The 15,998-nt window shown below is 69.5% G+C and carries 11 protein-coding genes and 2 pseudogenes; 1 reads left to right on the top strand and 12 read right to left on the bottom strand.

Annotated elements, in window-relative coordinates; all coding sequences use genetic code 11:
• Positions 1–299: 299 nt before the first annotated feature.
• Positions 300–1,346 (top strand): GGDEF domain-containing protein, encoded by a 1,047-nt coding sequence (locus tag MKCMC460_RS00890; protein ID WP_236979053.1) that lies wholly within the window; start codon positions 300–302, stop codon positions 1,344–1,346.
• A 7-nt stretch (positions 1,347–1,353) separates the two neighbouring features.
• Here the strand turns inward: MKCMC460_RS00890 and MKCMC460_RS00885 are convergent, their stop codons facing one another.
• From MKCMC460_RS00885 to MKCMC460_RS31495, 12 genes and pseudogenes are all read right to left on the bottom strand, one after another.
• Entirely contained in the window at positions 1,354–4,629 is a 3,276-nt protein-coding gene (locus MKCMC460_RS00885) for an arabinosyltransferase domain-containing protein (RefSeq protein ID WP_238305198.1), read from the bottom strand.
• Positions 4,629–6,722 (bottom strand): galactan 5-O-arabinofuranosyltransferase, encoded by a 2,094-nt coding sequence (locus MKCMC460_RS00880; protein WP_236979044.1) that lies wholly within the window; start codon positions 6,720–6,722, stop codon positions 4,629–4,631. Before MKCMC460_RS00880 ends, MKCMC460_RS00885 begins: the two co-directional genes overlap by 1 nt.
• Positions 6,723–6,724: 2 nt before the next feature.
• Positions 6,725–7,507: a decaprenylphospho-beta-D-erythro-pentofuranosid-2-ulose 2-reductase gene (locus MKCMC460_RS00875; protein WP_236979042.1), complete on the bottom strand. Its 783-nt coding sequence runs from the start codon at positions 7,505–7,507 to the stop codon at positions 6,725–6,727.
• Positions 7,508–8,890, bottom strand: a complete 1,383-nt coding sequence (locus MKCMC460_RS00870; protein WP_236979040.1) for an FAD-binding oxidoreductase — start codon at positions 8,888–8,890, stop codon at positions 7,508–7,510. It lies immediately after the preceding gene.
• A gap of 32 nt (positions 8,891–8,922) precedes the next feature.
• A complete protein-coding gene (locus MKCMC460_RS00865; RefSeq protein WP_236984505.1) occupies positions 8,923–9,288 on the bottom strand; it encodes a GtrA family protein in 366 nt (121 codons plus the stop codon).
• Positions 9,289–9,386: 98 nt separating this feature from the next.
• Positions 9,387–9,875: a GreA/GreB family elongation factor gene (locus MKCMC460_RS00860; protein WP_236979038.1), complete on the bottom strand. Its 489-nt coding sequence runs from the start codon at positions 9,873–9,875 to the stop codon at positions 9,387–9,389.
• Between the two features lie 125 nt (positions 9,876–10,000).
• Entirely contained in the window at positions 10,001–11,128 is a 1,128-nt protein-coding gene (locus MKCMC460_RS00855) for a flotillin family protein (RefSeq protein WP_238305197.1), read from the bottom strand.
• Positions 11,129–11,157: 29 nt separating this feature from the next.
• Positions 11,158–11,376, bottom strand: coding sequence for a hypothetical protein (locus tag MKCMC460_RS00850; protein ID WP_236979034.1), 219 nt, complete (start codon positions 11,374–11,376; stop codon positions 11,158–11,160).
• 79 nt (positions 11,377–11,455) lie between these two features.
• On the bottom strand, positions 11,456–11,923 hold the full coding sequence (locus MKCMC460_RS00845; protein ID WP_238305196.1) for a GTP cyclohydrolase I: 468 nt from the start codon (positions 11,921–11,923) through the stop codon (positions 11,456–11,458).
• A gap of 1,158 nt (positions 11,924–13,081) precedes the next feature.
• Positions 13,082–13,261, bottom strand: a pseudogene (locus MKCMC460_RS31650) (hypothetical protein); the annotation flags it as partial.
• Between the two features lie 90 nt (positions 13,262–13,351).
• A pseudogene (locus MKCMC460_RS31645) lies at positions 13,352–13,810 on the bottom strand (PE family protein); the annotation flags it as partial.
• A 212-nt stretch (positions 13,811–14,022) separates the two neighbouring features.
• Positions 14,023–15,822, bottom strand: coding sequence for a PE family protein (locus tag MKCMC460_RS31495; RefSeq protein ID WP_289624948.1), 1,800 nt, complete (start codon positions 15,820–15,822; stop codon positions 14,023–14,025).
• Positions 15,823–15,998 lie beyond the last annotated feature (176 nt).

The following is a 15,998-nucleotide window of genomic DNA, read 5'->3' as shown; positions in this document are numbered from 1 at the left end:
AGCGGGCGCGAGGACGAGGCGGACAATTCGGGTTAAGTCCGTTGAGGATGCGGGGCCGCGTAGCGGGCGCGAGGACGAGACGGGGTACGCATCCGGCACTCGATTGCCGAATATCGGGACAGCTTCGGGATGTCCGTCGGTAGAGACCAGTAGATGATCGACGATGACTGCCGTTGACGTGCAATTATCATTCGACATCCGGTGGTTGTCGTCCGGATGAATTCAACAGCACCGTGGGGGCCGATGTGGGCAGGAGCGAATATCGTTTCGCGACGCAGGCGCTGCGCGAAGGACGCTTGGTGCGCGCGTTCGGCGCGGTCGCCGCGGCGTGCTGCTTCGGTTTGACGGCGCTGCTTATCGCGGTCCAGTTTCACCCGAGCGGCCCGGCGGGGCCAGTGGCCCGCTGGGTCCAGATCGGAATCGCCTGCACCGGCGTCATCTACGGAATGGTGTGGTTGCTCGGCCCATGGCCGAGGTACCGCTACGCGCTGGCCTTCGTCGTGTGGGGAGATGTCGGCATCGCCGCGACTGCCGCGACGATGGCGACGCCGGACTCGCGACTGTGCGCGACGTTGTATCTGGGCCTGGTCGGTGTGTTCGCCGCCTTCCTGCTGGGCGCGGAAACGATCTCCTGGCACTGCGCGTTCGGCGCCTTGGTGATCGTGGGCATCACCGCGTGGGCGGTGCTGGTCGACCACGCCAGTGCGTTCGGTTTGTTCATCTATTTCATGCCCGCGCTGACCTGGGTGGTCGCCGTGCCGCTGGCGGGCCTGGCGCTGATCGAAGGTGGTCGGCGCGCGATCCGGCGAACCGCCCGCTCCGCGCACTACGACCCGTTGACCAGGCTGCGCAACCGGCGCGGACTGAACGCCTCATTCGAGGTCGCGATCCGGCGGCAGCGGCCAGGCACTACCGTGGTCATCGCGGTGTGCGACATCGACCGGTTCAAGATGCTCAACGATGTCCACGGGCATCCGGTCGGCGATGCCGCCCTGATCGCGATGGCAGTCAAGCTACGGGCGATCGCGTGCCCCGAGGAGATCACCGCGCGCATCGGTGGCGACGAACTGGTGCTGGTGGTCTTTCGCAACGAGACGAACGGCTCAGGCGACCTGCTGAACCGACTGTCGGCGTTGACGTTCACCCGCATCGACACGGTCACGTTGACTGCGAGCATCGGCGTCGCTTCGCACTCCGTCGACGACCCGTACTTCTCCCTCGACGACCTGCTGCGGCAAGCCGATGCTGCTATGTACGAGGCGAAGCGGGCTGGCGGTGCAAACCTCAAAGTTCACCAACGCCACCGTTCGGAATCGACGGGCACCCCGGACAACGCGATGGCGTGATACGCGCTCAGCTCTTGCGCAGCGGCGCCGGATTCCACAGTCCGCTGCGGGTCACCGTGCCCAGCTCCAGTCGGGCCGGCACCGCGTCGGGGTAGTAGGGCGTAAAGCGTTGCAGCGCACCCCAATCCCGAGACCAATCGTCCTTCAGGTAGCTGGCCACCGTGGTCGCGTGCACCAGCAGTTCGGTGATGCCCAGCGGCCCGCCGCCGAGGTTGTCCATCACCGGTGAGTTGGCCTCGGCGCCGAAGCGGTCCGGCAGGATGCGCCACTTGGGCGGCTCGACCACACCGTTCTGATGGCCGAACGGGCGCTGACAGGGGAACGCCAGCCCCACCAGCCAATCGAGAAAGACGGGATCCTTGGAGCCCACCACGTCCTGCAAGGTCCGCAGTTTGGGAATCCGCGGCGGCGTCAGGCCGATCCAGTGCTGCGGCGCCAGGTCGTTGTCGTCGGCCACCAATCGGATCTGCGTCGCCGTGTCGGGGATCGCGGACAACGCAACCCGCAGGTTGCGCCACGCCGGGGATGCTCCGACGTCGGCGAACGACATTGCGCCGCTGTGTTTTCCGGCTGCCGCCTCGTCGTCGGTGGCCCACTGCACCTGGACCTCCCGCGCGTCGAACCGGCCGGCCGCGGTGACCACCAACAACGGTGTGTTCTTCCGCTCACCACTCGCGGGCAACCGGTACCAGCCGGACCGCAACATCGCCGGCACCTGGATGCCCGATCGCCAGCTCCCCAGCACCGGCACCCGAGCCGGATCCAGGTTGAACGGCAACCGGGCGCGCGAGCCGTTGATTCCGGGCGCAGCGGTGGTACCGCCTTCGGTGCCGGCCTCGGTGCCGGTGATCATTCCGTCGTCGTTGACGAAGCTGCGGTCACCGGGGCGCTCCATCACCGGGTCGGCGGACACGTCGGCGGGAATCCCGTTGGGCGTGAACGCTTCCGACAGTCCCGCACCCAGGGCCTCGCCCACCGGGGCGGACACCGGCGCCAGCATGCCCGCGTCGGGGTCAAGCTCGACCAGCACGTCCTCGGCCAGCCCGCAGGTCTTGCCGGTGAGCGCCTGTAGGTTGGACCGGCCCACCGACCACGCCGGGTATTGGGAGATCATCGCCATCGTCAGCGACGCGACCTCCATCAGCACCAGCAGCCAGGTGGCGATTGCCAACGGCGACTGCAGAATCCGGGTAATGCGGGCGCCGAAGCGCGTCTTGGGGGGCCCGTCGTCGTTGTCGGCGACGAAGTGGAACCAGGCGGCGATCAGCAGCACCACGACGGTGAGTTCGAGCAGGGCCGTGGTCAGCGACCACCGCCACTTCGGGAACGAATTCGACCAGGGCACACCGAAATTCGACACGTACCACCAGCCGTTGACGCTGGCGAACGACATCGCCATCACGAAGATCACCGCGGCCGCGAACACGGTGCGGTTGCGCCGGGACCGCATCGCCGCCTCCGTCACCGCCACCGCGGCCAGCGCGCCCAGCGAACCGGCCAGCCCGGCGAACACCCCGAAGTGGTGCGTCCACTTGGTGGGGGTGAACATCATCGCCAGGAACGAGATGATGGTGATGCCGATGATGCGGCGGCTCGGTCCGGCCGCGGTGCCCGGAATCCGCCCCTTGCGCAACGACATCGCCACCGCGACCGCCAGCGCGAGGAGCAATGCCAGCACCGCGAAGCGGCGCGCCACCGACCCGTCCGGGCTGGGCATGAACAACCGTTCGTAGCGGATGTGCTCGTCGAACCATTTCAGGCTGGGACCCACGGCCCGCTTGAGCATGCTCGCCTGCGCCTCGCCGGCCAGCGTCTGGTCGCGGAAGATCAGGATCGCGGTGACGGTGGCGGCGGCCAGGATCGGGGAGACCAGCGCCACGATGCCGAACCGTTTGGAGCGCCGGTGCAGGATGGTGCGCAGCGGGCCGATCGCGACCAGCAGCGCGCCGATGGAGGCGATGCCGGTCGGCCCGGAGAACAGCGTCAGGGCACCGATGATGCAGGCCATCGCGACCGGCAACAGCCGGCTGGTGGCCACGGCGCGTTCGATCGAGCACCAGGTCAGCAGGATGCCCAGGGCGATGATCGGCTCGGGACGCAGCCCGTTGTCCAGCGGCAGCCACACCGCCAGGAACATGCCCGCCGCCGTCCATGCCGCGGCGCGGCTCTTCTTGACGGCGTAACCCAGCCGCGGGATGACCTCCCGGCTGATCACCCACCAGCAGGTCAGCGCCATCGCCAGAGTGGGCAGTCGCATCCAGACGCTGGCGGTGCTGACGTGCGCCCACAGCGCCAGCAGGTCGTAGTACCAGCCGAACGGCGCCTCGGGGGTGCCGAACCAGCGGTAGTAGTTGGCCATGTATCCGGCGTGCTCGGACACCCGGGCCATGGTCAGGATGTAGCCGTCGTCGGAGGTGTTCGCGCCGACGAAGTGCCACCAGGTGAGCACCGCGATCACCAATGCGTCCAGCCCGCCGACCGACCACCAGCGCGACGGCAGGAACCGCCGGTGCCGGGTGCCGTCGGCGGTGTCCAGCACGTGCAGCGCGACCAGCGAGGCCGCCGTCAGCACCAGGCCGAGGATCATCGCGGCCATCTTCAGCGTGGTGGGGCTGCTGGAGTAGCGGCTGTCGACGGTCGCCGAGAAGCTCAGGCCCGGCGGCGCCGGCCCGGACAGGTCGGTGAACACGCCCACGATCTGCGGCCGGAAGTCGTAGCCGCTCTTCTCGCCGCGCAGCGGCTCCCCGGGGTGTTCGGTGGTGGGGCCCTGTTTGAGCCCGACGAATTCGCCGGTCACCCGGTCGGCGTGCGCGGTGAACGTCAGGCGCTGGCAGGACGGCCCCAGCACCTCGCTCATCGGGGCCGTGACCACCGGGACGTTGCGCACGATCAGCACCAGGTCCTCGTTGACCCGCTGCAACAGCAATCCGCGGTCGATGGCCTTCGGCGCCTGCTTGGGCACCGTGGACAGCAACACCGTCTTGGCCGCGTTCTGCGGTCCGGCCAGCCCGGCCGCGGCCTGACAGGGCACGCTGATGTTCAGGTCGGTGGCCACATAGGAGATCAGCGGCGCTTCGACGCTGCCGAAGGTGCCGTTCTGCGGCCAGTTGAGCTGGGCGGTGGTCTGCCGGACCGGCAGCAACGGCGTGGCCAGCGCAAGAATCGTCCCCAGCAGACCGGCGACGACGGCGACGAGCCGGGCGAGCCGGTAGTTAGCTCCCGCGTCGCTCACGGAGGTAGATGGTAATTCGTTGACCGCCTGGGGCGAGGCTTCGGTCGCCATCAGGCGCCCGGCTTGCGGACGGCCACCACGAAGGGGCCGATGGTCTCGACGGCGAAGCGCGGGTCGGCGAACAGGGCCGCCTTGAAGTCCACCGTGTAGCGCCGGACGTTGGGCTGGTTGGGGTAGACGTCCTCGGCCAGCCGCAGGGTGTAGGTGTTGTTCGCGCCGCGGCGCATCAGGAAGACGGTCGGCGGCGGCCACGGCAGGTTGTCCAGCGCGTGGATCAACTCGTCGGCGGTTTTGAGTTGCGTCCAGCTCTCGATCTGGGCGGCCCGCTTGTCGAACTGGGCCAGCGGGTTGGCGTAGTGCGACGTCAAGCCTTGGAAACCCCAGTACGGGTAGAACGACAGGAAGCTGTAGTCGGCGGTGAGCACCACGGTCTGGTCGCGGGGCCTGCCGGTCACCTTCCGGATGGCGGCGTCGACGGCCGGGTAGTACTTCTCCGAGCCGGGCGGACGCCGGTCGCCGCGTTGCCCGTCGCCGCCGGTGTCGGTGTAGGCGATGGTGAGGTCGGGTCGCAGCACGTCGGGAATGTCCTGGCTGAAGGCGATGGCACCGGTGAGGCCGACGGCCGCTGCCACCGGGAAGACGGCGCGGCTGCGCGGAACGAGTGCGTGGACGGCTTCGATGAAGCCGAACACTCCGGCGGCCACCAACAGCACGCTCAGCGTCGGCTGCAACCGGAACGACAACAGCGTGGTGCGCGCCAGCGTCGTCAGCATCGACAGCAGCGACCAGAGGTAGACGGCGGCCACACCGATGGCCAGCCCGCCGGCCCGTACCGACGAGCGCGCCCGGATCACCAGCCACAGCGTGCCGAGCAGGCAGATCGCGCCCAGCAGCGAGAACTGCAGCATCGGGAAGGTGAGCTGGGCGCCGTCGGCGGGCAGATAGTGGAAGGCGCTACCGGAATTGCTGATCGGGGAGCTCAAGGTTCGCAGCAGGTAGGGCAGCCAGGTGGTGGCGGCGATCGCCGCCGCGATGAGGCCGATGACCGCCAGCCGGCGCAGCGGATCCAGTGCCGCCGCGAAGCCGTGGGCCCGCCAGCGCGCCGCGGCCAGGCCGAGCGCCATCAATGTCACGGTGAACGCGCTGAAGCCGAACAGCAGCGTGTACCAGTTCGCCGCGAAGCCCAGAAACAATCCGGCGCCGACGATTGCCGCCCAGCCCGAACGCCCCACCGCGTTTTCGCCGACCGCCACGCTGGCGTGACGCTCGGCCTCGGCCGTCACGCTGGCGTGACGCCCCACCGCGTTTTCGCCGACCGCCACGCTGGCGTGACGCTCGGCCTCGGCCGTCACGCTGGCGTGACGCCCCACCGCGTTTTCGCCGACCGCCACGCTGGCGTGACGCTCGGCCTCGGCCGTCACGCTGGCGTGACGTTCGGCGAGGGGACTTGGTCGCGTGCCCGCCAGCAGACCCGACCACGTCAGCACGAACACCGGCGGCAGCAGCACCGTGATCATCGCGGCGTAGGGCTCCGGCGAGCTGTAGGCCAGCGTCACCGCGGCGGTCGCGGTGGTGACCAGCAGCGCGTACTCGAAGCGGATCAGCTGCCACCACAGCACCAGCGCCGCCGCAACGGCCACCGTGATCGAGGTGATCGCCCATGGCTTGAACATCTCCCAGGCCGGGGTCCCGGTCAGCGCCGCGGCGCGCCCGCCGATCCAGAACCAGCCCGGCGGGTAGAACGGCGGCAGCCCCTGATAGGTCATGTCGCGCAGGGCGGGGCTGTCGGCCAGGCGGGTCAGGTATTCGGTGCGGAACTGCTGGTCCACCGAGATGCCGAACAGATAAAGCTTGGTAGCCCCCAACGGCATGCCCAGGGTCACGACGGTGAACGCGGAGACGAACACCAGCCCACCCAGTTGGGCCAGCCGCCGCCAGCGACTGTGCCGCCACACCAGGCCGACGGCCAGCAGCCCGGCCAGGCAACCCACCTGGCCGACGGTGGTCAGCGCATGCAACTGGTTGGACGACGGGTAGGCCGGCCACTGGACCCGCGAGATCGCGGTCAGCGACACCACCGCGACCGCGGTGGCCACCAGTGCGGCCACCGCCATCTGGCCCAGCGTGGCCAGCGCGTTGCGCATGGTCAGATGGGCAGCCTGCGGAAGATCTTCCGCGGGACGTGTCGCAACACCATCATCACGTAACGGAATGTTGCTGGTGCCCAAACCAATTCCTTACCTTTGGCGGCCGCGGTCACCGCGAGGTCGGCTACGTACTCCTTGTCGACGGTCAGCGGGGCTTCTTTGGCGCCGGTCGCCTTCCAGTGCGCGATCGTCGTCGAGGTGCGGACCTGGCCGGGCCGGATCACCAGCACGTGAACCCCGAACTCGCGCAGCGCCTCCCCGAGCCCGAGGTAGAAGCCGTCCAGACCGGCCTTGGTGGAACCGTAGACGAAGTTGGACCGCCGCACCCGTTCACCCGCGGCGCTGCTCATCGCGATGATCTGGCCGAAGCCCTGGGCGCGCATCTTCTCGCCCAGCAGCACGCCCACCGAAACCGCTGCGGTGTAATTGATTTCGGCCGCCTGCACGGCCTTACGCTGGTTCTGCCACAGCTCCTCGGCGTCACCGAGGACACCGAACGCGACGATAGCGACGTCGATGTCGCCGCCGGCGAAGGCTTGTTCGATCACCGCCGGGTGGGCGTCGGACCGGAGGGCGTCGAAGTCGATCCACTCGACGGTCTTGGCGCCGGCGGCCTGCATGGCGGCGATCGCATCGGCCTTGCGGGGGTGGTCGGGTAAGTCGGCCAGCACGATTCGAGCGCGGGCGTTCTGCAAGTACCGCTCGCAGATGGCCAGCCCGATCTCGGAAGTGCCTCCGAGTAACAGGATGGACTGAGGATTACCGACAGCGTCCAGCACCATCTAGAGCAGCTCCAAACGTCGGGCCATGTCGGAGGCGAACACCCCGGCGGGATCTACCTTGCGGCGCAAGGCGATCCACTCGTCTATGCGCGGATACATGGCGTGGAAATTCTCGGCACTGACCCGAGAGTCCTTGGCGGTGTAGACGCGGCCACCGAACTGCAGGACTCGTCGATCGAGTTCGTTGAGGAACTCGTTGACGCCGGCCTTGACCGGGAAGTCCATCGCGACATTCCAACCGGCCATCGGGAAGCTCAGCGGCGCAACGTTTCCCGGGCCGAAAAGCTTGAAGACGTTGAGGGCCGAATAGTGGCCTTGGGTCTGGATCCATCGGATGATGGCCTTGAATTCGTCCATCGCGTCCGGCGGGACCAGGAACTGATGCTGGGCGAAACCGGCTGGGCCGTAAGCATAATTCCATCCGCTGACCAGGTCGAGCATGTGGTAGAACTGGGACAGATTCATGATCTTGCCGGTGTAGTTACCACCCAGCCGGTAGTAGACCTCGCCGATCGCCATGAACGACAACTTGTTCATCGCGCTGACGGGAAATGCGTTGGGCACCTTCAACAGTTGCGGCGCATCGAATTTGAGCGGGTTCTTGGCCAGCTTGTCGGGCAGCTGGTCCAGTCGCGCCAGGCTGCCGCGGCTGACCGAGGCGCGCCCCAGTTTCGGTGGCGGGCTGATCAGGTCGAACCAGGCACTGGAGTAGGTGTACTTTTCCTCGCTGCCGTCGAGGTGGACGGCGACGGTTTCGTCGAGATCGTGGGTGGCGACGCCGTCGGCGATGAAGTACGCCGTCTCGGTAGGGGTCATCGCGATGGTGGCGCGCAGCACGATGCCGGTCAGCCCGTTGCCCCCGACGGTGGCCCAGAACAGTTCGGCATCTTCGCCGTCGGGGGTGATGGTGCGCACCGAGCCGTCGGCCAGCAGCAGGTCCATCGACCGGACGTGGTTGCCGAAGCTGCCCGCGCTGTGGTGGTTTTTGCCGTGGATGTCGCAGCCGATCGCGCCGCCGACGGTGACCTGGCGGGTGCCCGGCAGCACCGGCACCCACAACCCGAACGGCAGCGCCGCCTTCATCAGCTGATCGAGGCTCACCCCGCTGTCGACGTCGGCCAGGCAGGTCTGGGCGCTGATCGAATGAATGCGGTTCAGCGGCGTCATGTCGATCACCAGGCCGCCGCCGTTCTGGGCGTTGTCGCCGTACGAGCGCCCCAGACCGCGGGCGATCACGCCCCGGCCGGGGGAGTCGGCCACCTGGGCCACCGCCTTGGCGATCACCTCGACGTCGGGGGTGGACAACACCTGGGCCACCGATGGGGCGGTCCGGCCGAAGCCCATGAGCCGGGTCGGGGTGGTCGGAATATCAGCGCTGAACATCGTCAAAGAGGGTACCGCCTCCTGGCAGCGGCTCAGCGGACGCGGAAGATCACGGTTCGCTGCACGACGAAATTGATCACCGTGGCCACGCCCTGCGCGATCACGAATGCGACGGGGATGGCCCAGCTGCGGTAGTGCAGCAACGCCAGGGACAGGTGGTTGAGGCCCACCTGGACGGCGAAGGTGACTCCGTAGAGCGCCATGACGGCGGCGAACCGGGCGCGACTCGGCGCCGCCTGGAACGTCCAGCGCCGGTTGATTAGGTAGGCGGTGATGGTGCCGATGACGACGCTGATGAACTTCGACAGGTCGACCTGCAGGCTCGCACCCTTGTAGAGCGCCACGTACACGCTGAAGTCCACGATGGCGGCGAACCCGCCGGTGATCAGGAAGCGCAGTGCCTGGGTGGTCAGGTGCAGGTGCTGGTGCTGATCCTGATCGGCGGGCGCGGCATCGGGCTCGGGCGGGATCATCGCGTCAAAGTACCGCGTCGAAGTTAGGAGGGCAGCTTCACCGAGATCAGCTCGACCTGCGCCGGTCCCTGCGGGGTCGAATAGGTCACGGTGTCGCCGGCCTGATGTCCGGCCAGCGCCTGGCCCAGCGGGCTGCGGGCGGTCAGCGTCTCGGACTCGTGGCCCACCGGGGTTTCCTCGACGATGGAGATCACGTGCATGGTGACCACCTCGCCGTCGGCGAACCGCAGCGTCACCTCGGTGCCGCCGGGCAGCTCGTCCTCGGAGGCCTCCGTGCCGGCCGGGCCGGCCTTCAACCGTCGGTCCAGCTCGTTGATGCGTTCGGCGAGCACGGCAAGTTCGTCGGCGCGCTGGATGGCCTCGGCGGCGTCGCCGTGGTCGCCGACCATGCCCCGGTCGTTCTTGACCTCGACCTCCAGCCGGTCGTGCCGCTGCTTGAGCCGCTCCAGCTCGGCGGCGAGGTTCTCCCGCGCTGCAGCCGCCAAGTCCGTTGCCTGGGCTTCCTCGCTCACCTGCGCCGACCTTTCCTGGGGCCATCGAACCGGATTCGTGGCTTACAGTGATACACCACAACGAACCCGGCCGTCACGGGTATTTCGTCCTCGTTTACCCCGGCGTAAGCGACCTCAAAGCACTTTCACGTGGCGTCTTTGCTGTTGAAAGGGACAACCTCGCCCGCGTCCTCGTCGTACTGGCCCAGCCCGTTGCGCACCGCGTCGAAAATCGCCAGGCCTTGCGAGACCAGTCCGCTGGTCACCTGGCTGATGCCCTCGGCGCCGTTGAGCACGGTCAAGTTGGAGCCGGCCAGGCCGCGCGCCGCCTTGTCCACGATTTCGGGCAGTTGGTCGATGATCATCCGGTCCAGCGCGACGCGGTTGTGCGACGCCGCCGCCTCGGCCTGGATGCGCATCTTCTCGGCGTCGGCGACGGCCAGGATCCGGACCCGCTCGGCTTCGGCTTCGGCGGGCTTGACCACCTCGGCGACCAGTTCCTGCTGGCGCAGTTCGGCAGCCCGCTCGGCCAGTTCGGTGCGCATTGCCAGCACCTCGCGCTGCGCCTCCGCCTCGGCCAGCGGGCCGGCCTGCGCGGCTTCCGCCTGGGCCTTGTCGACCTCGGCCTTGTACTGCGCCTTGACTATCGCGGTCTCCCGGGCGAATTCGGCCTGCTTGCGTTGCGACTCCTGTTCGGCTTCGGCGGCCTTCTGGTTGGCCTGGGCCTGGGCGATCTGCGCCTGCTGCTGCACGGCCGCGTTGTGCGGCGCCGACATCGCCTTGATGTAGCCCAGCCCGTCGTCGTCGATGGACTGGATCTGCAGCGCATCGACGCTCAGGCCGATGCGGGCCATTTCTTCCTTGGAGCCGTCGAGTACCTCGGTGGCCAGCTTCTGACGTTCCCGGATGATCTGCTCGACGGTCATCGAGCCGATGATCGAGCGCAGATGGCCGGCGAAGATCCGCCCGGTGAGCACCTGCATCTGATCCTGTTCGGACAGGAAGCGCTGCGCCGCGGCGATGATGCTCTCCGGGTCGTTGCCGACCTTGAACGCGATGACGGCCCGCACATTGAGCGTGATGCCCTGCTGGGTGACGCACTTCTCGGCGACCTCGGCCTCGCACATGGCCAGCGTCAGGAACGCGGCCTTGCGGAAGAACGGCACCACGAACGCGCCATGGCCGGTGACGACCCGGAAGGGCGCGTTGCCCTTTGCTTTGCCGCCCGAGATCAGCATCGCCTCGTCCGGAGCGGGCACCCTGTAACCGAGCATTGTTGTACTCCTTGTGTTTTCGTTTCTGACTAAGAGTGTGTTGGGTCGTGCCAAGGTTCGACGAAGACCGTTCGGGGACCGTGGGTTTGGACCACCAGCACCGTGGTCCCTTTCGCCAGCGGTCGGTCGGAGCGGGCCAGGAACGCCTCTTTGGTGCCGCGTACCGTCAGCAAGACCTCGCCGGCACCATCCGCGCCGCGGGTCGGCACTATCACGGTCCCCACGCAACCGATGACCGAGGCGCTCACGATCGCATGATGCTCCTTCGGGGTGCTCGGAGTCGAGTCGCGGCAGGTTTCGATCCGTCCCCGCGGGCGCCGCCGAGAGTCACCCCTCACCTATCCGGACGAGTTCCTGCCTTGTCCGGGTGAGGAATTCGCGCTGCAACTCGACGTTGTGCCGCAGTGCGCCGTAGAACGCCAGGGTGCTGGCGGGCCCGGCCGTACGGGTGCCGCCGGCCGCCGCAGCGCAGGCGTAGGCACCCTCCACCAGCACGCCCACCCCTCGTGGGGCGAGTTGGTGGTGCAGCCAGAGACCGATCCGGGTGGTCATCGGTTGCTGGATCTGGATGCCGCCCGAGCAGGCTGCTACAGCTCGCTCGAATTCTGGTTGTCTGAACCGCTTTTCACCGGGGAGGTAACCGATGTGCACCGCGCCGTGAAACGGCAGCAGGTGCTCCTCGCAGAGCGACTGAAAGCGGATCGGCCGCAATAGTTCGAGTGCGGTCCGGCGGCCGACGGGGAACTGCAGGACCGTGGCGACCGCCAGCGCGGAGCCGTTGTCGTGGCGAAGCATGGGACCCAGCCTCGGGCCGGATCCTGGAGAAATTCTCGACGGATCCTCAAAGGATTCTTGGCGGATCCTTGATACGGGCAGGTGCTACCCGTGCGCGCCGTTGCCGCCCTGGCTGCCCGACGAACCGGCTCCACCCAGTGCGCCGCCGGATCCGGCCGAGCCCAGCACGCCGCCGGTGCCGCCGCTGCCGGCACTGCCCGCCGTTCCGGCCGCCCCACCGTCACCACCGTCGCCGCCGTCGGCTGACGCACCGGCGACGCCACCGGTGCCGCCCGAGTTGCCGCCATGACCGCCGGTGCCGCCGATCCCGCCGGTGCCGCCGTCGCCGGCCGATCCGCCGGCCCCGCCGGTGCCGCCGTGGCCCGAGAGCAACCCGCCGGCGCCGCCGTTGCCGCCGGCCCCGCCGGTGCCGCCGGTGCCGCCGGTGCCGCCGGTGCCGCCCCGGCCCGCGTCGCCACCGTCGCCGGCGTCCACGCTGTTGCTGGTGCCGCCGTTGCCCCCGTTACCACCGGTGCCACCGATGGCCCCGTGCCCGCCAGTGCCTCCCGTTCCTCCCGCGCCGCCGTTGCCGCCATCGCCGAACAAGAGTCCGCCACGGCCACCGTTGCCGCCGGCTCCGCCGCTGCCGCCGGTTCCGCCGGTGGTGCCGATGCCCCCGTCACCGCCCTTGCCGCCGTTGCCGCCGTACGCGGTGTTGTTGTCGTACTGCCAGGTGGAGGTGGTTGCGTTACCGCCGGCTCCGCCGGTCCCGCCGCTGCCGCCATCGCTCCCGCCGGCAGCACCGTTGCCGCCGTTCCCGGCCGTGGCAGTAATCGAATTGGAGTGGCTCGTGGTATTGCTGCTGACGGCGGTCGCATTCCCGCCGGCTCCGCCGGTCCCGCCGGCGCCGCCGGTTCCGGCGGTACCGCCGGCGCCCCCCTGGCCGCCGTCGGCACGGACGTAAGCCCCGACGGGATCGGTGTTGGTGGCCGATGCGTTGCCGCCCTGCCCGCCGGTGCCGCCGGCCCACCCCGTACCACCGGTGCCGCCCCGCTGCCCGTCGGCGCCGAAAGCTCGGGTGTCGGATTGACCATCTGACACGGTTTGCGACGCGCCCGCGGTCCCGGCGCCTGCCGAAGCGCCGTTGCTGCCGGGATTGACTCCGTCTGCCCCGGCCAGGCCATGGCCGCCGGCCCCGCCGGATCCGCCGTTGCCCCACAACCCGGCCGCACCACCGTCGCCGCCGGCGCCGGCATGACCACCGTTGACAGCTGCCGCCGCATTGCCTCCGACGCCGCCCGCGCCGCCGTTGCCGAACAGCAGCGCGTTGCCGCCGATGCCGCCGGCCGCGCCGGTGCCGCCCGTACCGCCGGTGCCACCGCTGCCGAACAGCAGGCCGCCGTTGCCGCCGTTGCCGCCGACCGCTCCGGCGCCGCCGGTGCCGCCGTTACCGCCCCGACCCAGCAGGCCCGCCGAACCGCCCGCGCCACCGGCCTGGCCGGTCGCACCGGCAGCTCCGTTGCCGCCGTTGCCGATCAACAACCCGCCCGCGCCGCCGGCCTGGCCCGGCGAACTGCCGTCGGTGCCGTTGCCGACCAGCGGGCGGCCCAGCAACGCCCGGGTCGGGGCGTTGATCACGTCGAGCACAGTGTGTTCGGCTGTCTGCAGCGGCGCCGCGTTGGCCGCCTCGGCCGAGGCGTAGGAGCTTCCGGCAGCGTTCAGGGCCTGCAGGAACTGCTCGTGAAAGGTGGCCGCCTGGGCGCTGATCGCCTGGTAGCTCTGAGCATGCTGCTCGAAGAGTGCGGCGATCTGCGTGGACACCTCGTCGGCGGCCGCGGCCAGCACCGTGGTGGTCGGGTGCGCCGCTGCGGTACTGGCGGCACGTACGGCCGAACCGATCTCGGCCACCGTGCCGGCCGCCGAGGCCAATGCTTCCGGGACAGCGACTAAATAGGACAACTGCAGCTCCCATCCGACTCGTATTGCCCACCGTGCAACACGTGGCCGCAGCGTAATCGCCACGGCGACAACATGTTCGGGGTATTCGGAAAGCGGATATTCTTCGGCATTTTCCGGCTACCGGAATAAACCGCCCGGACCATCGGCGAGCGGGGCTGGGCTTAGCCTTGGCGGCCCGGTGATCCAGCTAGGCCGTCGGCGCCGATCTGACCTGTCGCGCCGAGGTGACCGCTCACGCCGGTGCTGCCAATCAGCGCGCCACCGGCGCCGCCACTGCCCCCGCTTCCCGCGGCGCCTGCCTCGCCGCCGACTCCGCCGGCGCCGGAGGATCCGCCAGCGCCGCCGATTTGGCCGGTGCCGCTACTGCCGACGGCGCCGCCGTTGCCGCCGTCACCACCGAGTCCGCCGCCGCCTCCGGTCCCTCCGGCGCCTCCGGGTCCGCCGGCACCGCCGTTGCCGGCGAGCAGTCCAGCGCCGCCGCCCTGACCCCCAGCGCCCCCGGCGCCCCCTGCTCCGCCGGCACCACCGGCGCCGCCGTCACCGCCGTCGCCGCCATCGCCGGCCGTGGCGGTGCTTCCGGTGACCCCGACGCTGGCGGCACCTCCGTGGCCACCATTGCCGCCGTCGCCGCCGAAGTCGCCCGATCCGCCGGCGCCACCGAAGCCGCCTGCACCGCCGCCGCCACCGTTGCCGATCAGCAGGCCGGCGTGGCCGCCGTTGCCGCCGGTGCCTCCGATGCCACCGGCACTGCCCGCCATCCCGGTGCCCCCGAAGCCGGCGTCGCCGCCGGGACCACCGTATGTGTAGGTGGCGAAGTTCGCTTGCGCCGTCGCGTTGCCACCGGCGCCACCGTCACCGCCTCTGCCGCCGTACTGTCCGCCCGGGGCGCCGAGTCCGCCTTGACCGCCGGCTGCCCCGGTGAAGGAGCCGGTGCCGCTCGGGTCGATGGTGTAGCCGAGGCCGCCCTCGCCGCCGGTGCCTCCGGCGGCGCCGGCGCCGGCAATACCCCCATTGCCGCCTGCGCCGCCCGCAGCGAACAGGACGTCCCCACCGGCCGCGGTGCCGGTGGCGACGCCCTGGCCGCCCATCCCGCCGGTGCCGCCCGCGACGCCGGGACCACCGGTCGCGCCCACGCCGCCGGTACCCCCACCGGCGACCAGCTCCGACCCGGTTCCGGAATTGTTCGAGCCGAACGTTCCGGTCGCTGCCGCCGCCCCGGTGGGAGTGGGGTTCACCCCGTTGGTTCCGTTGAGCCCGACGCCTCCCTGACCGCCGTACCCGCCGTTGCCGAACACGATGGCGTTGCCGCCGGTACCGCCGCTCCCCGCCTGACCGCCGTTGAATCCGGCCAGGGCGGCGCCGCCGGTACCCCCAGTGCCGCCATCCCCGTAGAGCAGTCCGCCGGTCCCGCCGGACCCGCCCGCTGCACCGCGCCCGCCCTGACCGCCGACCCCGCCGTTGCCGAACAGGCCGGCACTACCGCCGGATCCGCCGGCTGCGCCTGCGGCCGTACTAACCCCGCCCGCTCCGCCGTTGCCCCACAAGATTCCGCCGGCACCGCCGGCTTGACCGACGCCGTTGACCGTTGTGCCGGCGGCGCCATTACCGATCAAGGGCCGGCCGAGGAGCGCCTGGGTGGGTGCGTTGATCACGTCCAGGGCCAGTTGCAGCGGCGCGGCGTTGGCCGCTTCGGCCTGTGCGTAGGAGTTGCCGGCCGCGTTGAGCGCCCGCACGAACTGCTCGTGAAACGCCGTGGCCTGCAGGCTCAGTGATTGATAGCTCTGAGCGTGTGCGCCGAACAGCGCCGCGACCGCTTCGGACACTTCGTCGGCGGTCGCGGTCAGCACGCGGGTGGTGGGGCCGGCGGCGGCTGCATTGGCAGTCTGAATTGCCGAACCGATGCCGGCCAATTCGGAGACGGCGCAAGTCAACGCTTCCGGAACAGTGCTTAAGTAGGACACGGGGATCTCCTATCGAGCTGTTTGCCGACCCGCAACAACGGGGCGGATCGTAACCGGTTCGGGTACAGCCATGTTCGCGTTGTCGTGAAGTGGATATCGGTGGGCCTTTTGGGATATCCGCTGCGACAGCCTGGACGGCCGGGTGGTAGCCGGCCGCGAATCCCGTTGCGGGGCAA

This window comes from Mycobacterium sp. 20KCMC460 (assembly GCF_022179425.1).
GTDB classification, from domain to species: Bacteria; Actinomycetota; Actinomycetes; order Mycobacteriales; family Mycobacteriaceae; genus Mycobacterium; species Mycobacterium kiyosense.
The sequence above is the reverse complement of the archived record's forward strand: the minus strand, read 5'-3'. Positions and strand labels throughout refer to the sequence as shown.